This is a genomic window from Candidatus Uabimicrobium helgolandensis, from assembly GCF_041508025.1.
Taxonomy (GTDB): domain Bacteria; phylum Planctomycetota; class Uabimicrobiia; order Uabimicrobiales; family Uabimicrobiaceae; genus Uabimicrobium; species Uabimicrobium helgolandensis.
The window spans coordinates 7,313,179-7,335,000 of sequence record NZ_CP165719.1 but is presented as its reverse complement, the minus strand read 5'-3'; the positions used below and the strand labels follow the sequence as shown (position 1 = coordinate 7,335,000).

15 protein-coding genes and 2 rRNA genes (1 of these 17 only partly in view) are annotated in these 21,822 nt (G+C 34.6%); 11 read left to right on the top strand and 6 right to left on the bottom strand.

Annotated elements, in window-relative coordinates:
• The 4 genes from UABHE_RS27145 to UABHE_RS27130 form a co-directional block, all read left to right on the top strand.
• Window positions 1-1,703: ribosomal RNA gene (locus UABHE_RS27145) — 23S ribosomal RNA — on the top strand (it extends 1,343 nt beyond the left edge of the window).
• 76 nt (window positions 1,704-1,779) lie between these two features.
• Window positions 1,780-1,889 (top strand): 5S ribosomal RNA (rrf, locus tag UABHE_RS27140).
• 113 nt (window positions 1,890-2,002) lie between these two features.
• Window positions 2,003-2,365 carry a GFA family protein gene (locus UABHE_RS27135; RefSeq protein WP_372366447.1) on the top strand — a complete coding sequence of 121 codons (363 nt, stop codon included), beginning with the start codon at window positions 2,003-2,005 and terminating at the stop codon, window positions 2,363-2,365.
• A gap of 1,059 nt (window positions 2,366-3,424) precedes the next feature.
• The gene (locus tag UABHE_RS27130) at window positions 3,425-4,429 is read left to right on the top strand and encodes an IS200/IS605 family accessory protein TnpB-related protein (RefSeq protein ID WP_372366446.1); all 1,005 of its coding nucleotides are present in this window, start codon (window positions 3,425-3,427) and stop codon (window positions 4,427-4,429) included.
• Window positions 4,430-4,592: 163 nt separating this feature from the next.
• Here UABHE_RS27130 and UABHE_RS27125 read toward each other — a convergent pair whose 3' ends face one another.
• The 4 genes from UABHE_RS27125 to UABHE_RS27110 all read right to left on the bottom strand — a co-directional run bounded on the left by UABHE_RS27125 (window position 4,593) and on the right by UABHE_RS27110 (window position 9,344).
• The gene (locus UABHE_RS27125; protein ID WP_372366444.1) at window positions 4,593-5,816 is read right to left on the bottom strand and encodes an FG-GAP repeat domain-containing protein; all 1,224 of its coding nucleotides are present in this window, start codon (window positions 5,814-5,816) and stop codon (window positions 4,593-4,595) included.
• A gap of 180 nt (window positions 5,817-5,996) precedes the next feature.
• The gene (locus tag UABHE_RS27120) at window positions 5,997-6,398 is read right to left on the bottom strand and encodes a VOC family protein (RefSeq protein ID WP_372366442.1); all 402 of its coding nucleotides are present in this window, start codon (window positions 6,396-6,398) and stop codon (window positions 5,997-5,999) included.
• A gap of 171 nt (window positions 6,399-6,569) precedes the next feature.
• Window positions 6,570-8,147, bottom strand: coding sequence for an FHA domain-containing serine/threonine-protein kinase (locus tag UABHE_RS27115; protein ID WP_372366441.1), 1,578 nt, complete (start codon window positions 8,145-8,147; stop codon window positions 6,570-6,572).
• A 12-nt stretch (window positions 8,148-8,159) separates the two neighbouring features.
• The gene (locus tag UABHE_RS27110) at window positions 8,160-9,344 is read right to left on the bottom strand and encodes a hypothetical protein (protein WP_372366440.1); all 1,185 of its coding nucleotides are present in this window, start codon (window positions 9,342-9,344) and stop codon (window positions 8,160-8,162) included.
• 604 nt (window positions 9,345-9,948) lie between these two features.
• On the opposite strand from UABHE_RS27110, the gene UABHE_RS27105 reads away from it, so the two are divergent.
• The 6 genes from UABHE_RS27105 (at window position 9,949) to UABHE_RS27080 (ending at window position 18,449) form a co-directional block, all read left to right on the top strand.
• Window positions 9,949-11,613: a hypothetical protein gene (locus tag UABHE_RS27105; RefSeq protein ID WP_372366439.1), complete on the top strand. Its 1,665-nt coding sequence runs from the start codon at window positions 9,949-9,951 to the stop codon at window positions 11,611-11,613.
• Window positions 11,614-11,897: 284 nt separating this feature from the next.
• Complete coding sequence (locus tag UABHE_RS27100) at window positions 11,898-13,076, top strand: hypothetical protein (RefSeq protein ID WP_372366438.1); 1,179 nt, start codon at window positions 11,898-11,900, stop codon at window positions 13,074-13,076.
• A gap of 620 nt (window positions 13,077-13,696) precedes the next feature.
• Window positions 13,697-14,884 (top strand): hypothetical protein, encoded by a 1,188-nt coding sequence (locus UABHE_RS27095; protein ID WP_372366437.1) that lies wholly within the window; start codon window positions 13,697-13,699, stop codon window positions 14,882-14,884.
• On the top strand, window positions 14,884-16,728 hold the full coding sequence (locus UABHE_RS27090; RefSeq protein ID WP_372366436.1) for a hypothetical protein: 1,845 nt from the start codon (window positions 14,884-14,886) through the stop codon (window positions 16,726-16,728). Before UABHE_RS27095 ends, UABHE_RS27090 begins: the two co-directional genes overlap by 1 nt.
• Entirely contained in the window at window positions 16,725-17,372 is a 648-nt protein-coding gene (locus UABHE_RS27085) for a hypothetical protein (protein WP_372366435.1), read from the top strand. Before UABHE_RS27090 ends, UABHE_RS27085 begins: the two co-directional genes overlap by 4 nt.
• Window positions 17,373-18,119: 747 nt before the next feature.
• Entirely contained in the window at window positions 18,120-18,449 is a 330-nt protein-coding gene (locus UABHE_RS27080) for an endonuclease domain-containing protein (protein WP_372366434.1), read from the top strand.
• A gap of 11 nt (window positions 18,450-18,460) precedes the next feature.
• Here the strand turns inward: UABHE_RS27080 and UABHE_RS27075 are convergent, their stop codons facing one another.
• A complete protein-coding gene (locus UABHE_RS27075; protein ID WP_372366433.1) occupies window positions 18,461-20,215 on the bottom strand; it encodes a hypothetical protein in 1,755 nt (584 codons plus the stop codon).
• A gap of 407 nt (window positions 20,216-20,622) precedes the next feature.
• On the opposite strand from UABHE_RS27075, the gene UABHE_RS27070 reads away from it, so the two are divergent.
• Window positions 20,623-20,970, top strand: a complete 348-nt coding sequence (locus UABHE_RS27070) for a DUF805 domain-containing protein (RefSeq protein ID WP_372366432.1) — start codon at window positions 20,623-20,625, stop codon at window positions 20,968-20,970.
• 28 nt (window positions 20,971-20,998) lie between these two features.
• Here UABHE_RS27070 and UABHE_RS27065 read toward each other — a convergent pair whose 3' ends face one another.
• Window positions 20,999-21,784 carry a hypothetical protein gene (locus UABHE_RS27065; protein ID WP_372366431.1) on the bottom strand — a complete coding sequence of 262 codons (786 nt, stop codon included), beginning with the start codon at window positions 21,782-21,784 and terminating at the stop codon, window positions 20,999-21,001.
• Window positions 21,785-21,822: the final 38 nt, after the last annotated feature.

Sequence of the window (21,822 nt, the reverse complement as noted above, 5' to 3'; positions counted from 1 at the left end):
TAATTAGGATTGAAGGCAGACCGTAAGGACTGCTGGACAATATGGAAGTGATTATGCCGGAACGAGTAACGATAAAATGAGTGAAAATCTCATTCGCCGAAAACCTAAGGTTTCCTGGGGAAGGCAAATCCGCCCAGGGTTAGTCGGTACCTAAGGCGAGGCCGAAAGGCGTAGTCGATGGATAACAGGTTAATATTCCTGTACCACTTATGTAGCAATGGGTTCGCCTGTGAGCAACGGGGGGACGAAGGAGGCTAGGTTAACCTCGTGGATGGTCGAGCGGGGCCAAGCAAGTAGGGAGAGATTCTAGGAAAATCCGGAATCTTGTTAATCCTGAGATGCGATGGGGGACAATAGTCTGTAGTAACCGATGCCATGCTTCCAAGAAAAGCCTCGTAAGCGAGTTATATAAGTGACCGTACTAAAACTGACACAGGTAGGTGAGGAGAGAATCCTAAGGCGCTCGAGATAACCTCTGTTAAGGAACTCGGCAAATTGACCCCGTAACTTTGGGAGAAGGGGTACCCCTGATGGTGAAAGATGTACATCTGGAGCTTTTGGGGGGCGCAGTGAAAAGGCCCGGGCGACTGTTTACTAAAAACACAGGTCTCTGCTAAGACTTAAAGTCGATGTATAGAGACTGACGCCTGCTCAGTGCCGGAAGGTTAAAGGGAGGGGTTAGCTTTTGCGAAGCTCTGAACTAAAGCCCCGGTTAACGGCGGCCGTAACTATGACGGTCCTAAGGTAGCGAAGTTCCTTGTCGGGTAAGTTCCGACCTGCACGAATGGCGTAACGACTTGGGCACTGTCTCAACAGAGGACTCGGTGAAACTGTAGTAGCGGTGAAGATGCCGCTTACCCGCAGCAAGACGGAAAGACCCCGTGAACCTTTACTGCAGCATGGTATTGGGTTTTGGTATAGCTTGTGTAGGATAGGTGGGAGGCTTTGAGATGGAGACGCAAGTCTTTGTGGAGCCGCAAGTGAAATACCACCCTTGTTATACTAGAATTCTAACTGGTGTCCGTAGATCCGGTACCAGAACAGTGCTTTGTGGGCAGTTTGGCTGGGGCGGTCTCCTCCTAAAAGGTAACGGAGGAGTTCAAAGCTACTCTCAATACGGTTGGCAATCGTATGTAGAGCGTAAAGGTAGAAGAGTAGTTGACTGCGAGACATATAAGTCGAGCAGGTGTGAAAGCAGGACTTAGTGATCCGGTGGTCCCGAGTGGAAGGGCCATCGCTCAACAGATAAAAGGTACTCCGGGGATAACAGGCTTATCGCCTCCAAGAGTTCATATCGACGAGGCGGTTTGGCACCTCGATGTCGGCTCATCGCATCCTGGGGCTGAAGAAGGTCCCAAGGGTTTGGCTGTTCGCCAATTAAAGCGGTACGCGAGCTGGGTTTAGACCGTCGTGAGACAGGTCGGTCCCTATCTGCTGTGGGTGTAGGAGATTTGAGAAGGTTTGCCCTTAGTACGAGAGGATTGGGGCGGACGAACCTATGGTGTTCCAGTTGTCACGCCAGTGGCATAGCTGGGTAGCTACGTTCGGAAAGGATAAGCGCTGAAAGCATATAAGCGCGAAGCCTTCTTCAAGACGAGATCTCCCCGAAGGGTCCAGGAAGACTACCTGGTTGATAGGCTGGATGTGTAAGTATAGCGATATACTCAGCTAACCAGTACTAATATCCCGTTCGACTTATCTCTCTATACTCCTCTTTGCTTCTTTGTTCTTCTTTTCTTTCTCCTCTCTTGATTTGTCAAGACACGTTAAAATTTTATATTCGGCGGTCATAGTGAAAAGGTCACACCCGTTCCCTTCCCGAACACGGCCGTTAAGCTTTTCACGCTGATGGTATTGCCTCACGGTGAGAGAGTAAGTCGCCGCCGGATTCGATTTACTAAAACCCTGATAGAGTTTATTCTCTGTCAGGGTTTTTTTATGTCTATTTTTATACACTAAACCTATTTTTTCATCTTAGGACTCTAAATAATTTGAGGAACAAATGAATATTCAAGGTCGATGTTTATGCGGTAAAATTAGTTATCAAGTAGTAGGAACGTTGTTAGATATGTTAAATTGTCATTGCTCTATGTGCCGTAAATCTCAAGGTACAGCGTTTTCTACTTGGATAGCAGTAGAGAGGAAACTCTGTTCTATTGTTAGCGAAGTTAATTTACAATCATTTGCATCCTCAAAAGAAGTTACACGTTATTTTTGTTGTAAGTGTGGATCTAATTTATTTTGGCAAAGAAATCCTCGTCTTATTTGGGTCGCGGCAGGGACTTTAGATACTGATCCTGGAATTCAACCAAGCAGGGATATTTTTCTCGAAGATAAAGTTAATTGGTATACAAATAAAAATTGAGTCTTCTTCTATGAAACTAAGACTTATACAGTTCTATGTTTTATAGTAGGGCGTGTCATCATTCAAAATATTGTCAGCGAATTCTGAACACGAATTCTGAGTCTGACACGAATTCTGAGCCTGACATGAATTCTGAGTCTTGAGTCTGACACGAATTCTGAACACGAATTCTGAGTCTGACACGAATTCTGAACACGAATTCTGAGTCTGACACGAATTCTGAGTCTGACACGAATTCTACACGAATTCTGAGTCTGACACGAATTCTGAGTCTGACACGAATTCTGAGTCTGACACGAATTCTGAGGCTGACACGAATTCTGAGTCTGACACGAATTCTGAGGCTGACACGAATTCTGAGTCTGACACGAATTCTGAGTCTAACACGAATTCTGAGTCTGACACGAATTCTGAGGCTGACACGAATTCTGAGTCTGACACGAATTCTGAGTCTAACACGAATTCTGAGTCTGACACGAATTCTGAGTCCGGTTTGATTTCCAATGTGCGAACTTTGTTCATCTCCTACAGCTCGAGCTACTAACACTAATTCTCTGGTTTGATTTCCAATGTGTGAACTTTGTTCATCTCCTACAGCTCGAGCTAGTAATACTTTTGCTGATGATCGAGGAAGAGAAACAACTACCCAGCGTTTATCTTGGACTTTCAAATTAACCAACCAAATTGCCAAATTGAGTCTTACACTAATTCTCTAATTCTGAGTCTCACTGAGACCGAAATGATGAAGCTTTTGTCTTAAGCTTCATCATTTCTTAATAAAGTTTATACATAAATTTAAACTTTTTTTTATGTTAATTTAATCTCCAATTCATTTTTAAATAATATAAGTAATATATATTCTCATTTAGGCATATAGAACGCTATTTGTATAGCTTTATACTAATTTGGGTTTTGTCGTTAATTAATCTAACTACGCCTAGTACTCTGGAACATTAATACGTAGCTAACTCTGAGAAATAGAAATTACAATGGTTTATGATGTCCTCCTGTTGGTACACCCAGCTGTTCTCCCATCAAGAATTGAGTCTGACACAAGAATTGCCCAAAGGAATCTGTCTTGGAGGTAGAAAACTATTCAAAAAGCAGTTTCATCTAGAAGAAAATAGCTACGAAAACCATCAGGAGTGGCGAGAGGCTTTTAGAAAACAACGCAATAATAGAATATTCTTTATCGGATCGAAGGATGAGAAATTCGGCAATCAAAACTGTCAGATGGTTGGAAATAAACTAAAGGTGAGAGTAATTCCTGCTTTAGAAAAAGAGTTTGGAAGCCATGTTGATGTAACAGTAGAGTTTAGCTACAAACAAGATATTATTTTCTACGCATTACAAAAAAACCAAGCAATGAACTACCGTTTTGTGCGCAAGAAAGAAAATTGGTATTTGTTTGTAACCACAAAATACAAAAAAGTCGACATAATCACCAACAAAAATCTCGGAGCTATCGGTGTTGACTTAAATCATTCTCATATAGCCGTTGCTGAAACAAACAGGCATGGTAACTTGGTCCATCATCAAAAAATACATACTTTCATTCAAGATCGCACTTGTCATCAAGTGACTGCAACTCTTGCTGAAGCTTGCAAACAGATTATTTCACGTGCTGTGAAAGAACAAAAACCTGTTGCTATTGAAAAACTAGATTTCTCAAAAAAGAAAAGTAACTTGATCTCGTCGTCAAATACAAAATATAAAAGAATGATCTCTTCCTTTGCCTATAGTAAATTTGCTGAACTCATCAAAAGTCAAGCTATGAAAAACGGTGTCAAAATTATCGAAGTAAATCCAGCCTTCACCAGTGTTATTGGTCGTTATAAATTTACACATTTCTTTGGAATCAGCACACATCTTGCCGCAAGCCTTGTTATTGCTCGCCGCGCACAAAATTTTTCGGAACGCTTTCCCACCAGAACCGCCCGATGTTTACCTGTGGATAGACATTGTTACGTCTGGAAACCCTGGAAAGCTTTTCTCAAACTCGCCGTCTCTGACAGAGAACGACAAGTTGAGCTTCTTTTTTGCTCTCGGCATCTTCCTTTTTAAACGAATTTGTCCTCTTACTTGTCCTCTAGAGTGCAACTCTCTAGCGGTAATCGATCACAACACTGTTCGGTGATCGTCTTAGGTCTTTTTAGATTTTTGCGTTTTAATAGGAACGGCTAGAATAATTAACCACTGTGAAAACTGATTGACTAAGATTTTTGTCCTACTTTTTGTTATAAAATACCATGATAGATGGCTGCCCGGAATTACCAACAATTAAATCTGGACGATTATCACCGTTAATATCACCGAATGCGATTTCGGTACCACTACCATCACAGTTATATTGCCAAGATGGAATAGCATCTAGTTGACCATTATTATTAAGATATATGTTGACTAAACCACCAGTAAAGTGAATTTCAGCGACATCCATATCGCCATCTTGATCAATATCGCATACCTGTACTGCTGAATGACCAAAAGATTTTGCACCTGATTTCCAGCTCACTTTAAAATTGCTTTTATCATTATTATACAAATGAGTTGGGGCAGTTCCTAAGACGATATCTGGTTGTTTATCATTGTCTATATCACAACAAACAATGCTTTTGTCCGAGCTAGAAACGCCTGTTGTCCACATTGGTTTTTTTTCTATTGTGCCATTATTATTTTTATAGATGCAACTTTCAAAATTGAACCACTTTGCAATGGCAATGTCCAACCAACCATCGCCATCAATATCACCAACAGAAATACCGTTTTGAATAGAATCGTCAGAGGCCCAACTAGGAATCTGCTCTAGAGTGCCTTGGCTATTTTTGAAGATATGTATTGGGCGATATGGATCATCTTTGTGAAAACCTTGATTAGTGGTTATTAATTCAAGCCAACCATCTTTATCTAAGTCAACTAGTAGAGCGTTTGTTGTCCAAGCACCCCTTTTTTCTTTAGAACTCCAGCTCGCTTTTGTTTCTAAACCATCTTTAGATCCGAAGTAAATAACAGAAGAAGTTCTCAATCCGTTACCAGAAAAAACATCGAGATAGCCATCTTTATTAATATCTCCTATTTGGATTGCTCCTGTAGAATTAGCGTCTTCTGAAAACCAGGAAGGTTTTTGTTCAAGACCATTTTCACTATTGAAGTGAATGAAGTTACGTGAGTCTTTATAAGGAGGATAACTCATCGATTTGTAGCAACCAACAACGATGTCTAAACGACCGTCGTTATTAATATCAGCAAGACCCAAGCCACCAACTTGATATCTCAAGTTATTTTGCCAATCAGGTTGATCACCAAAGGGAACTGTAGTTTTATTGACAATTGTTTTGAGATTGACAATTGGATTAGATAGAACTCGACCATCTGCTGATATATCTACTTGATTTTGTGCGATGATCATTGGTATAGTACAGAACAATATAAAAATTGTGCGTTTCAACATTTACAAACCCCGTCAATAAAAGAAATTGTGAATAATCATACTAGGGCTTGTCATCATTCAAAATGTTTTTTCGAGCCCGAGCCTGATTTCAAAGTTTTTAATCAAATAAAGTAAGCATTATTACTAGGATGAGCTAGGATTCAATGCTTGATAATTAGAATTGTATTTTATACTATTGTTTTATTCTTTGTTTGTGAATTGAATTAAATCCCATAAGTTTCCATATAAATCCTCAAAAACAGCGACTGTTCCATATGTTTCTTCTTTTGGATCGCGAATAAAGATTACCCCTTTATTTTTGTATTCGTTGAAGTCTCGCCAAAAGTCATCTGTTTGCAAAAACAAAAAAACGCGCCCGCCAGTTTGATTTCCAATACGCGAACTTTGTTCATCTCCTACTGCTCGAGCAAGTAGCACTTTTGCTGATGATCCAGGGGGAGAAACGACTACCCAACGTTTGTCTTGGGCTTTTATATATGTATCTTCTTTTAATTCAAACCCTAACTTGTCGATATAAAATTGTATTGCTTCGTCATAGTCTCTAACAACAACTGCAACTAAGGAAATAGATTGCGTTTTCATATTTTCTCCGTTGTTTTAGTGTAGAAGTGGAAAGTAGATTTTTGAATTTGATATAACTATTTGAATTTTGTTTTTTATTCTCTAGTTTTGTGGACCTCTGTTACAGTTGCGTTTCGTTACGCCTCGCTAGAAAATAAAGCTCTGTATTTGGAATTACTTTTTTGAAGATGATTACTTACTCTTACGTTTGTTTTTTTGTCTTGTTAATAAAGGGTTAGGAGTGGCTTTTGTGTCTCCTATATCAAAGGTGGCTGGACTGTCAATTATAATTACATCATCTTCTTTTTTAGGGCTTGATTTAGGTTTTTCATCAGAATAAAGGCAATTTTTATTAGGCACATATTTTAATTTAGAGTCTGCTATTTCTATTATGTCGTTGGCTTTTAGCTTTATTTTGTTTTTGACTTTTTTACCATTAATAGCAGTATGACTAGTTTTACTTAAGTTTTCGAGAAAAAAATCACTTCCGTCTTTATAGATAACAGCGTGCAGTCTCGAAACACCTTTCTCAGTGATCACTAAATGGTTTGATAATGCTCTCCCTATGGAGTAATAACGATCGTTGATACTAAATATTAGATTCTTTGGTCCGGCATCGCACACGAAAAACAATAACGGGCAGTTCCCTACATCTTTACGACTTACATAGTTCATTAAATCGAAAAGCAAGTCTTTCGCATTCAAATATCTCTGCTGGGGGTTTTTCATCAAACATTTTAAACATATTTTTTGAAGATCAGAGTCCACCTGGTCGCTTTTTTTGAAAGTGATTTCTTTGTTTATTACATTGTTTATAATAATGCCCATATTACTGCCACCAAAGGCTTTTCTTCCTGTTAGAATTTCATAAAGGACTGCTCCAAAAGAAAATATATCCGATTGTGCAGTGGCCTTAAATTGTTCTTCAAATTTTTCAGGAGCAGCATATTCATAGCTGCCAAAAAATTTATAAAATGTTACTGATCCCTCTTTTGCCAGTCCGAAGTCACACAGTTTTGGGATGCCTGTTTCTGTAGAAACAAGGATATTATCAGGTTTTATATCTTGGTGATATATACTATTTTTATGCATTTCAAATAGTGCCGAAGCAAGATCTCTAAAGCATTTACCAATAGTCATGAAGTTTCTTTCACCATCTTGTTTTTCTAAGTTCTCCATATAAGAACAAATGTTAGTACCATTTATGAATTCGCTGATTATATAACATATTTGATTGTCGCTAAGGCCAAAATCGTAAGTGTTAATTATATTCGGATGATCTAGTCTAGCAAGTAGTTCTGCTTCGCGTCTAAAAGATTCGTAGTTGGTTTTATCAATAGAGTATCTACTTGCTTTTATAGCTAAGGTACGTCGTAGAACGGGATCATAACCTTTAAATACAATTCCAAATCCTCCTTCGCCTATTTTTTCTTGCAATTGGTATCTACCAACAATTCCTACCAAATTTTCAAGATCTTCTTTTTGTATTGTAGAACCAGAGTCCTTTGCAGTCTTAATATTGTCATCATTTGTTGTTGAGTTGCTACAGTTTTTTGGTAAAAAATTATTTAGTGGTAGTAATCCATCTGAAATGGACTTACTGATCTCAGTATCTATAGTGCAAATTTGATAGCTGTCACCTTTTGCTTGAAAGTGATTTTTTGTGGCTGGACATTCAAAAATATTATCTTGTTGTCCATAAATAATTAGCTTGTGCTCTTTATTACAACATGGGCATTGTATTTTTATTTTATTATAATTTAACATCATTTAACCTATATTTTATTTGAGCCAATTCTTTTTGTTTATATAAGATTTCGTTTGTTCAGCAGCTAGTTTTTGGCCTGCGTTGTTCCAATGACCATCTCGAATAAAAAACAATGTACTTGGGTTGTTTTTGGACATTGCTTTGAAAAAATTTATGTAGGGAATTTTTATGTTTTTGCAAACATTTTCGATCGCCTGGCTAATATTATTTGACTTATAAGTTGGCGATACTTTTTTTAAATCCGCGTAAGACCAGCGCCCGTTTTTTGTTAGGTCAATAACTGATGGTAGGATAATGACTAAGAATTTACTGTTACGATTGTGGCAAAAATTTTGCGCCCTATAAAGTATTTTTTCTAAAAGCTTTATTTTTAATATAGCAGATGCCTGCTTTGGATTTAATGCAATATCTATATCGTAGTAGTCATTAATGTGTAGTACTTTTCGCGGCTTTTTTTGTAGATAAAGCTCATAGTCTTGTTTGCAGTATACTTGTAGAGTTTGTATGATTTTTTGCGATGAATCACTATATTTCTTTATTATTTTATCTATAGTTCTTATTGTGAGAAAGTTACTTTGAGAACGTTGTATTATTGATCTGTAGGTCGTAAGTTTTTCATCCGAAATTACGGGAAATGAAGTTTTCTTTAACGTATCTTTTTCAATAAAAAATAGCCGATTGCGTAAGATGTCGCCGAGGTCATTGTCTGCAAAAACAGCAAAAATAGTGAGATGTTGTTGTAATAGTTGATATTGTTCTTGTAAACGCAATAAATATTGATCAGGACCAGCACCAACGATTCCAGCATTGATAATTTCGATTTGTTGTTGATTATTCGATAACAATGTTTGCAATTGCTGAGTGAAAGTGTCTTTTAAAGAAGAAAAACGCGCTTGGATGTTTGAATCACCATATACAACAATTCTACGATATGGATTTTTCTGTAGTTCTTTTCCTCTAAAGCCATGTGCATTTGTTTTCCAAGTAATTACTTTGCCACCATTTATGTTATTGTGCACAAACTCTTTTTGGTGATTTTTTTTTAAAGTTATAATATAGTGGGGATGAAAAACAAAAGCACTCGATGTTTTTTGTGCAGTTTTTGTTGATAGTTGTGTTTTTACTATGCGAAGTAGAGCTTCTATAGCAAAAAATCCCAAAAAAAATATTGTTACAACCAACAGAATTTTTTTGCGCATTGTATTTGACATCTTTTTTATAGCTTTCTTTTATTTTGAGGAAATTTACGGCATATTGGTTTTTATTTTATAAAGTGCAAAATATTTTTGAATTGAATTGGTTTTTTATTCGTCTATTATAATGGAAACATTAGGGCGTGTCATCATTCAAAATATTGTGTGTTTTTTCGAGCCCGAGCCCGTTTGCGAAACTTTCACTAACAATTTATCAAAGAAGCAAAGTTTCTTTTTCCATCGCAAAAACTAGTATTGAACCAATAAATCACTTTCTGTCGCTCTCAAAAAGTTTTCGGGCGCGGGCTCGCAAACGGGCTCAGGCTCAATACTACTGGCGTATCATTAAATGAATCCGTTATATTTTTATCTGTATTGAATGATGACACGCCCTAGTCTTTGGATATATTTCTATTCAAAGTTTTTATAGTGTCTATAGCAAAAAATTTTAGTTGTCGTTGGAATTTGAATAAGTTACAAATTTATAACTTAATTTTGGGATAGTTGGGTATCAATATAATCAGTAATTATAACCTACCTCTGTATTCTGATTCTATGTTGATTAAAATGCACACTTTTGAGATTTGCTCAATAAGAAGGATGATTACAAATGAAAAAAAGTTCTTATTTTTTATATTTTTTAGGTATGTTTTGGATCTGTATATTTACAGCTTTAGTTCTTCACGGTGTATATTCTTCAAGCATAGATGAAATAGAGAGTGATATTGCCGAAAAAAAGGAACAAGATGCTTCTGAGGAAAAGAATTTTAGAGAAGTTGTAGAAAAAGATATTATAGACGAAAAGGTAGTTGAAGAAAAAGATGTTGAAGAAAAGATGCTCAGTGAAATGGAGGACAAATCTTCTTTTGAGGTTAATAAAAATAAAGAACATATCGCTTTAGGTAAAACGGAGAGCAAACAAAGGAATATTGTACAAGACCAAGTGACTAGAATAGAACTATCACCCAATGCTAGCATTCATTTAGAAGAAAATGATTCGCAAGTTTTCACTGCGAAAGCATACAGCAGTAGTGGTAAAGAGATTGATTTTACTGCCAAATGGGAGACAAATGCTGGCACAATAGAAAAAATTCACAATAATAAAGTAAAGCTTACTGTTGATGATATCAATCAGCCTACATGTTGGTTGCGTTGTACTGATATTAAAACGCAACTTAATGCTAATGTATATGTAAATGTAAAGGAAAAGCCTCGTTTGGACCGATTCTCTATTAGTCAATTACCTAGTACATGTCACAGTGGAGAGTCGTATAGTATTATTATATCGGCCTATGATCAATTTGGAAATCATTTCGAGATTGAACCTGAGTGGGAAACGGATGCGGGAACAATTGATGCTTATGGAAATTTCATTGCTGGTAGTGATTATGGACAACATAAAATTGTATTACGTGACCGTGTTAGTGGAAAAAGTGTTTCTTCTTTTGTTAGTATAAAACCACTCCTTGCAGTAATTGATTTGTACGGAACAAAAGAAAGTTTACGCCCAGGAGAGAGTTTTCAATATAGAGCTGTTTGTTATGATCGCAATCGCCGCGAAATTGATTTTCCTGTAGAGTGGTCAGTAACAGGAGGAGAAGTTGATTCCAATGGTAACCTTACGCCCGGGCATGAACCTGGTACTTATGAAATATTTGTTGCAGGCGTTGGTTCTGACGTTCGCGTCGGAATGTATTACGAGGTTATGCGTGTAGTAACGACAATTAAACTTACAGATGTTCCTGATTATCTATATTCAGGAGATTCGTATGAATTTGGCGCTGTGGCATACGATCAAGTAGGGAAGAAAATGAGATTTGACGGTAAGTGGCGAGCTGGAGGAGGTAGAATTACAGGAAGTGGAGAGTACACTGCTGGAAATCAACCAGGAAGATATAAAGTCGTTGTGGCTGTTGGTGATGTGAATGATAGTGCTTATTTTGTTGTCAAAGAACTTATTAAAGAGAAAAATTTCAATCTTGGAAGCAATACTCATTTCTCTCATGAAAGTAAAAAAATCGTTCATCTAAGTAGCGTAGATGTCTCTATTTATAGAGATGGAAGTTATGTTGTTAACTATGACAGTGAAGTTTTTGAACGCGAACGGTGGAGTTATAGGTTGTCTTTTAACTTGAGTCGAGGCGGAAGTTTTTCTGTGTCTCCTGGGAGTGTGAATCGATCAAAAGGGTATCACAATTTTACTCAGAATGGTACTAGTGACAAAATAAGAAGACATTTTACGAATATAGATGATGTTGATGGTGATTTTCGCTAGAAATGCTTAGAGTTTATTTCTAGCAAATTGTAGATGGCGAAGTTTCTCCGTGTACAATTTGTTAGAAAGCATTTGTGAAAGATAACCTATGAATAGTTATTGTAAATTGCTAATGATCTTAAGCACTAAAAAGGACAAATGTCGATTGCAGACTTGTCTACTAGACTAGGCAACATTATCATTTTATCACAAAAAGTACGTTAGTTTTGCACTTCACCTAGCTCATTCGTTGGGTGTAATCGAAGAACAGCTTAGTAATTTCTATTTTTTGAAAGGACATAAATATGAAGCATCTTATTATGCTTATTCTTTGTAGCTTTATTGTTGCAGAGACAAATGATAAAGAAAAAATACAAAATTTCCTAACCGAAGGTAAATATGTACAAGGAGAGGCATACTTACAGGATCTTTTAAGTAAAGATGCTAAAAACGACAACGCTAGGTTTGGCTTGGCAGCGCTACAAGTTTTTAAAGCATTTACGACATTTAGTGATCGACTGTATGAACATGGTCTTCGCAACCGTTATTTAGCCCGAGAATTTAGACAAGACTTTATGTTGCCATTCGAAGTTAATCCAAATGCAAAAGAAACTACATACAAAGACCTACGTGGCATTGTAGAAGACTGGAAACACACACTAGAACAAGCTGACATGAATTTACAAAAAATAAAAAGTAATGACATGCAGTTAGAAATAAATTTATCAGAAGCCATGTTCGGTTTCTTCGCTAATTTGAATATAAACTTGCCGCAAAATGAATTAGAGAGCATGAAAAAGCAAACCCCGGAGATCGTAATTCACTTTGACGCCTCTGATGCTCACTGGCTACGTGGATATTGTAATATCTTTATGGCGCTAGGTGAAGTATTTCTAGCATACGACCACGAAGAACTATTTAACGCAGTAGGGCATCTTTTCTTTTCAAAAGTTAAAGCCGATTACAAATTATTAGGTGAATATAAAGTAGACTATTCTTTTTCCAGAGATTTAGTTGATGTAATCGCTCTAATTCACGGTTTTTCATTTGAAGTGAAAGAACCACAGCGCATGCTAAAGGCCTTATACCACTTAGAAACGTTCGTAGCGGAAGGCAAACTAACCTGGGAGCACATTCTAAAAGAACAAGACACCGATCATTTCGAATGGGTTCCCAACCCGAAACAGAAAAGCTTTATGACTGTCGAGCAAAAAAACATAGATGACTGGCTAGAGGTTTTAACAGAGATCGAAGGCATTCTAAAAGGTAAAAAGCTAGTGCCGTTTTGGATCAATCGCAAATATGGAATTAACATTCGCAAATTGTTTACCGAGCCAGGAAAAATGGATCTAATCATGTGGATTCACGGTTCCGGTGTTGTTCGTTATGTAGAAGAAGGTGTAATAAGTGATGGCGAACGCTGGAACGAACTCTCACAGAGATTCGGTGGTGATTTTTTTACTTATATGTTTTGGTTTAACTAGGACAATCAAAGGCAGGTTTAACAAAAAATAATCTCTCATACTATAAGGTTACAATAGTATATTACCCTTGTTATCCTTGCTCGAGCAGGAATCGATGCATAAAATTTTGAATAAATTATGCTAGAATTATTACTTTCGTGATAACAATACACTTTCTGAGATCTTGTTCACATAATCTTTCTCGTGGGATTTGACCTTTTTGATTAGATATACAATATTTCTTTGCCGGAAATAGCAATAAAATCGTAATAAGTAAAGGATGCAATCTGCAATTGTGTGAAAATAAATGTCATCTTTATGTGATGCCCTCACCTCACTTGTTACGCAAACTTTCCTCTCTCTTAAGGAGAGAATTCGCGCATCTTTTTTGTAAAAAACAAAATGGTTGTGAGTTGCAAGTTTAGCTAAAGTGAGAAATTTTACTTTGATGTGTTTACCAAGACGCATCAAAGTGGATCATTATTTTAATCAATAATGCGAAAGGTGGATATCGCATAAAATAGATTTCTTTTGTAGAGTTTTCGCAATTATTGGATTGTGTTCTAAATAAATGAAGTGTTTTATAAAAAAGAAACGATTTTATCAATGAAATTGCTTCTTTTGTTTAATATGAGGAAAATATGTCAAGTAAAGCAAAACCAAAAAAGAAAAAAGTAGATCCTGTTATCGATTTGTTAACCAAAGTTGAAACATTCGGTAGCTACGTAGTGTGTGCGCCTAAAAAACTTGCCGATAAAATTGATGCATATAAATATACCGCAAGTGGAAAATTAACAGCTACTGATAAATTGCGTAAAGAAAATGTATTTAAGTATCTGTCACTATTGCGTACAGAAAAATATATTATCGAAGGCAAAAAAAATAAAAATGGTAAAGCTAAAACTACGGAATATATAGTTTCCTTGTACGAACTATCAGAAAAAGGCAAAGAAGTACTAGATATCTGTCGCTTTGAAGAAGAACAGAAAAAAAAGGAAGAATTACAAAGCATTGAAGGTACCAAAAGCCTATTAGCCGATCACAACGAACAAAACGAGAAAATACTACAAGTCATAGATGAATTACCGAATAAACAAGCCAATTTAAAAAGTAGTTTTACTGAAGAAATGAAATATCTTCAAAATGATATGCAGCAACAAGTCAATCATTGCCATAAGACAATTCATGGTATTCTCAATGAAATACCTAAAGAGCAACAAAAAATTCACAATGCTTTTGTAAAAGATATCGAAAAAATAGAGACGAAATTTTCTACTCAAATGACAATGTTTACCAAAAATATCGAAAGTAAATTGGAAAAAGTAATAGGACAGGTTGCGGATTTTCAAAATGAGTTTAATAAGCAAGTAAAAGACTCTATTTCGCAAAGTATGGAAAGCAAAGTAAAACAGTTACAGATTATAAATAACGAGTTACCATCATGTATTGCTGAATACAAAAGAGAAAACAATTTTTTATCACGTGCTATAGATGACTATGTTGCCCAAGAAAAGCAGAAAGTATTGAGTAAATACAGTGAATCAAACCCAAGTAATGATTTTTCAGCGATGGAATCTCAAATATGGAAACTACTACTACCACTTATAAATCAGGAATATGTGACAATTCCTTACTTGTACAATGAAATGAAAAAACAAGGTGTTGATATTTCCCCTGGTTATTTTAATGATATTTTGTTGTCCCTTGAATTGAAAGATCAAATAGTTCTTGGAGATTGGAATCACACTCAACAGTTTACTACGGATTATCAACATATAATTTACCGTAAACGGCTTTATTTCTATGTAAAGAAAGGAGAAAGATCATAATGGAAAAGATAAAAGAAAATCCATTTAATAATACTGATGTAAGCGGTATTTATGATAGTACGGATTTTCCGAAGGTGTTGTCGTATCAAGAAAAACAAGAAAATCAGCTTCTTAAAGCTATTGAGTGGTATCGGAAAGGATTATTTTCTAATCCTATTGTTAATGTGTTTGGTGACACAGGTAGCGGCAAAACTTTTCTGCTCTACTCGATGGCACGTAAATTTCATAGTGAAAAAAAAGGTTTTTTTATCGAGATTTCTCCTTTAGAAATAGTAGAAGAGATAAAAATAGAAAAGCTGACAAAATATATTTGGAATAAGATAGATAATTTTTTTGTTTGTAAACTAAATAGTTTGAAGTGTAGACCCATTGATATTCTTTTTTATAAAATTTATGATGAGATTGTACGCGAAGAAGAGGATGAAGAAAGCCATATTTTATACAAGCCAGGTTTTTTAAAATGGAAAAGATCTGTCCCTGTGTATGCTTGTGTTAATGAATTTATAAGTAAGTTTGGATCACATCGTAATAAAGAGAAAATCTTAAAGAGGGTTTTTGATGAAAGAATGGAAGATCCAAATATTAATTGGCTCGTTAATCGTTTTTTAGAAAAAGATGTAGATTACAATGATTATGTTTCTTCTATTGTTCAGATTACTCATTTTGCTCGTTCGTTAGGTTTTTCTATTGTTTTAGTATGTGATCAATTTGAAAGTTTAGATAAAGCTTCTTTTCGAAAGCCGACAGGTATTTTTTTTACGCAGCTTTTAGAATTGATTCGCGAAATAAAAAAATATAATTCACTAGGCAATCCTTTGTATGTTAATTTATTGAATTCAAATTATGTTGATATATTTTCGGGTCATGTTAGTTCGCGTATACCAAAACTGGCTCACGGGCAAGATTTTATTTCGATATCAAAAAAATTGAATAAAGAGCAAGCAATAGAAATTGTTCGAGGATACTTATACAAAAGAAACCAAAAAGGTAACCCTTTTGATCCGTTTTCTCTCGAAGAATTTGAGCAATATTATGATCGGTATTTAGAAAATAATATATGTGATATTCGTTCGTGGTTAGCATATTGTCGAGATATATGGAATATAAAATATTATGATGCAAAGCCTTTTGTTGAAATTTCTACAGTAGAGGAAAAAAAGCTTAAAGCAGAGGAAAAAAAGCTCAAACCAGGGGAAAAAAAACTCAAAGCAGAGGAAAAAAATTCTGCATTAGAAGAGATCGAACCGATTCATATTATCGCTTTGAGAGATGTTTTTAATAGTGTACTTCATAAACATTTTTTAAAGATTTGGCAAAATTATAAGGAATGTCCAGAGAATTTAGTAAAATTACTTTATGTGTTTATGAATTCTATTGGTAATGATTGTGGTTTTTGTAATATGTCGACACTTGAAAATGATTATTTTTGTTTTGATAAGGGTAATACTAAGTTTTATATCTTTTTTAGCTCGAAAAGCAATAGAGGTAAAGGTTTTCTTGTTTCTTGGGAAACCTTTAAGAAAGTTTTTTATAAACGTGGTAATTATTTTATTAAGTGTGTTCGAAGTAAAAATGAAGATGTTCCTAACCGCAGCGAGTTTAGTATTTTGAATAATAAGAAAAAAAGCCATTGTTATTCCTTCGATTTAGAAAGTCGAGATTATGACTGGTTGAAATATATATATGGCTCTATTTATTTGTTTGGCAGGGAAAAAGAGCTGGCAAATTATGATCTTCCTGAGCTAGAATATTCAGATTTGAGTTGGACAAAAATTAGATCTAAAGATAGTGATGAAAAGGTTCTAAGACACTTTAGAGAGAATTTACTCAAAGGTTTAATATGATTATAAGTATTAAAAGAAAAGATGAAAAATATTGTAATTTTCTTTTTCGTTTGGGCGAATTTAAGAAAATAATTATTTCTGCCCACACTAGTTATTATATGAAAATATATAGTTCAGAGAAAGAAAACTACGATTTTGTTACGGCATGTGAAAAACTCGAAAAAGATATAAAAAACTATGTGTATGTTGACGATATAGATTCTATTACAATATTAGAATTTAAACAAATATCAAAAGAGTGTAAAGTTTTAAGTGAAGAGCTTCGTTCTAAAGGTGCTAAATCATTAATTGCACAAATTCATTTTAAAGCAAATAATCGCAATCCGAGTTCTAAGATTATTCGATGGCCAATACGGATTTATAATGAAAATGGATTTTTAGTAAAACGAATCCCTGTACTTGTGTTGCCAAGAGTTCGTGGTTTACTTTTTTTTGTGCTTCATTGTTTTGGAATTGTGTTATTAACGGATGCTTATTCTGATTTTTCGCGTTATCTTTTGAATGAAGAAATTATCCCCTCTTCTTGGAACATGTATTTTAATTTTTTATTATTGAAAAGCGTGGTTGTTGCTACCGTAATTTTAATTGCGATTTGTATTTATGACTTGATACGTGTATTGTTTGAATGGTCTAGCTTCCACTAAAACTAATTAACGATAAATACTAGCAAATTTACAATAAAAATAAATTGAAGGCCCAAGTAAAAACTTAGCACAGGAAGCGTTACACAATTATATTTCGGTAATTGATTCTTATGAGTGACAAGCAGATGACTTTAAAAGAGTTAGAAAGCTGCTATTCGTTTTGATAGATAAAGAAAACATTTATTGGCATGAATTTCGAACTCTGAACAGCGTGTCAACATTTAAAGCTTTAGGTCAATTCTTTTCCAATCCTGATTTCGTTCTTGAAAATAAAGGATATTCTCTATTTTTTCGAAGTTATGTTTGTCATTTTTACTATTTATTTTAGGAAAAACTAAAACGAAAGAAAAAAAATAGAACAGAGTTTTTTTAAGCGTTTTTCTATTGAAAGGCGTGTGCTTCTAGAAGAGAATTATTTTTTGTCTATTTCATTTTGGTTTTATCTTTAGCTGACTGTATTAAGATTGAGCTGCTAAATCAACAAAACACTGTCTTGAAATACCTGCCAAATTTCCTACTATCCACACAATTATTCATTCGATTAAAGTCTGTAAACTTCAAAATCTATTTGCCATCGCTTAGCGAAAATATGAAAGATGTCATTTTTTTCGCATAACTATGGAACGGTGACTTGATTTCGAAACTATGTTGTCTGTTGTTTCGTCAAAAAACTTACGTATTTTCCTTTGAATCTGTTTTGTCGAACCATGAGGTAGAATAAACATTTCTCTTGGAAAAGGACAAAACATGAATACTAAACTAAAACACTTAGTAAGAAAAATACGTAAAAATTCAACTGCTGCAGAAAATATTTTATGGAAAGAGCTGAGAAATAAAAGACAAGGATCTACATTTCGAAAACAACACTCATTTCCTTCTTATGTTGTTGCTTTTTATTGTTATGAAAAGCGAATTATTGTGGAAATAGATGACCAAATTCGCACACCTCGTAGTCTCTACAATCATGCACGAGAAAAGCAATTAACAAGAGAAGGTTTTATTATACTTCGATTTACCAATGTTGAAATTTGTAGAGATCTCGAAAGTGTAATGAAAAAGATAAGAGAAAAATTATGAATAATCTTTTGTTATTTAAATTTTTCGTAAAGTTTAGTTTTGAATTCAGGTACTGACATTACTTGGAGTCCTAACGTATATAAGGAGGAAAAGCTAAAATAGATTGTTGATATAACTCCTCCTAGTACACTTCCATTCGTTTCTAATATTATTTCATTTTTACTATTAGTGATAGTAGTTATTGTTGGATATAAGTCTGCAGAAAAATCCTCGATAAGTGGTAAATTCGCTATGTCTATATCTAGAGGGATGTTTGTAATGAGATTTACAAAAGGCGCAAGGCTTTCTAGAATATTTGTGGCATTGTTGTATATATATTTCATTCCGCGAGGAGTGTCAATGTACGAATATGTTGTTTGATTTTCGGCTAGTTTTATATTTATGCCGTTTGCTTTTTTTTGAGAATTGTGTATATAGCGTTTTAAACTTAAAGTACTGTTGGAAGCGTACATTTTGTTGTCTTTTATAAAAAAAGAATGGAATCCTGTTCTTATTAACATAGCCAAATTGAGTAGGCTTTGTTTCTCTACTTGTTTGCTTGGGCTATTGAGGTGAATGTAGTAGATTAACTGTTTGTTATAGTTGATCGTTCTTAGTTCGATATTTGGGTATAGGTTAGTTATTTTTTTTACTGTTGTAATGAAACGCTCACTATTTGACATTTTTGTAATGACAACTGTGTTGGTAGTACCACTAGATACATCTATAAACATTGCAGCTTCTTTGCCGAAAGTATCTATTAGGTCTTGTTGCAAAGATATGTTTAGCATTTTTTCTACTTTGCTTTTCAGTTGCCTAGAGGATGTTGAAAGTTGTTCTATTTCAGCAAATAGTTTTGATAAGTCAAAAGTTGATACTTTGTAGTAAACTGAATCTTTAGGAATTTCATAAAATAGATCATTGCTTAGCTTTTTGGTTGGAACGAAATTCAAAATACCTTTTCTCTCATTTTCTGTTGTTTCAATAATAAAAGAGCAGCGAAAGTTGTTGTTATGTACACCAATACTTCCACTAATGCTTTTGGTATCATGTAAGCCCAATCGATAAATAAGAGAATTTAAACCGCGAACCTTCTTCTCTATGATGTTACTCACTTTTAAGTGAAAAAGAGACAACGTTGTTTGAGAACGATTGCGTATTTTGTTATAAGATGTGTCTTTTACAAGCGTTTTCTCAATGTTCTTAGTAAGTAAAGAAGATATTCTCCTTTCACTTGTTGCAATGATTAGAGATTGCTCAATAAATCCAAGAAAAATAGGAGATTTTTCTATAATAAAAAATTCCTTACCTTCAATTTCAACAGTGGGCGCATTAGGCACTAAATTATTTAGATGTGTTAGTACCAATTCTTTTCCTTTTTTGAAGTTACCTTCTAAAGAAATAGATATAACTGCGTCGATGAAAAAAGGAGGACCATGGTGTATACCTTGGTAATAATCAACTATCGCGAAACTTATTTCTCCTTGTAATATGTAAAGTAGGTTTTGCGGTAGTGCGCCTGTTATTTTTTTAAATTGTTGTATTATTGGTGAAATATGTTGTTGAGATGATTCCCATATTGGATTAGTAATTTGTTGCATTTCTTCGGAACAGGCTAGCTTTGCATATCCTGTTTCCATTATGGCACTGATTGCCGCTTTTCCATTTGGAACCGATGCTATGAATAAAGTTGAATCTGGCAAGTTTTGCTCTAATTTGAAACTTTGAGCTGCGATTGTACAATTTAGAGATAAAAGTAGAACTAAGCAACATTTTATGTATTTCATCGTATTTTTCCTTAAAATTAGAGATTGTTTCTATATCTATTATAAGGGGAGAAAATTTTTTGTGCAAATAGGCTTGATCAAAGCAAACATCAATTTTGATTCTAGTTATCTTTTTCAGCGAATGTAACAAAACTTGAATGTGGATATTTTCTAAATTTAATTTATAATTATTAGGAGTATCATCAATTAGATACTAATAACTATCGTAATCGTAGCGGTAGTCGTGACGCTATGATCACGATTACGAGTAAGGTCACAGTCACGAATTCTTAGTATAATGTTTTAATTGGTGATAGGTCCTAACTAATGGACACCTATTCTAATAAAAGAGTTATTATAATAGCAGAAGATTGGTCGTTTTTTAAAAAACAAAAACAATACCCTAGAGACTGAAACGGAAGAAAAAAATGGAGCAGAGCTTTTTAAAAAAGCGTTTTTCTACTGAAGGACGTGCTACTAGAAGAGAGTTATTTTTTGCTTATTTTATTTTTTGTTTATTTATGGCTGGTACATTTGCACTTGTTTATGTAGGCGAAATTACATTGGTGTATCTAATGAATATACCTTTTCCATTTATATTAGTTTATATTTGGCGTGTTCATATAAGAAGAATGCATGACCTGGGTAAATCAAACTCTTACGCCGTTATTTTACTGATTCCGTTTTTTAATTTTATATTTGTGTATTATTTGCTTATTGCTGGTGGAAATATAGGTCCCAATAGTTACGGACCGGATCCTAGAGGATATGAATAGGTAAATGTTTAAGATAGATGTTTTATTTTCAGAGAAAGTTACCGATATTGCTCACTTTGAGGAATTTTGTATATATTTTTGTAAAATCAATATTTTGAGAAATAGCAAGCTCCTGGTAACTTTCGCTTATTTTTGTTAGATCTTGTGCTTTAAAATTAGTCAATTCCAGCGCTAATGTTTCGAGGTAGTATGTTTCTGCTTGAGAATGACATTTTTGGCACAATATCGCTGTATTATAAGTACAGTTTTTAGTTTCTGACAATGTGGAACGAGGATGCCAAGATGGCCAAATATGATGACGTGTCAGATTTTGCTTGCTGTTACAAATTTGGCAGTAGTTAAGTTGTAGGTTTTTACCTGACCAGCGGAGTGGATTGTGCTCTAACAAGTCTGGATTATAAGTTAATTGAATACTAAAAGGCCGATGACTGCGAATAGTTGCTTTTTTTATTTCTACTAATTTTCTCGAACGTTTCCAAGAGGTAGCAGCTATAAAATGTCCAAAATTATTATACACTGAAATGTTATGAAATGGTACGTAGTGTTCTCCACCATCAAAAGGATAGATTCTTTCCCCAAGTACAATTCTTAAACATTTACCTTTTATTTTTTTTTCATTTAGGCTATTTTTATTGGTGTTAGCGCTTAGAACTGACCAATGATTCATTTCATAAATGAGGCGATTATTTTTCCAGCGAAAATCAACTATTTTGTGTAATAAATTTTTCTCAATGCGTATTAACGGCAATGATAGAATTGTACCTTTGTTAAAAGGATTTGTAATATGTTTTTTTGATACTTTGACAATAAACACTATTGTTCCTTTAACATATTTGTTTAAGCTAGAGCGCT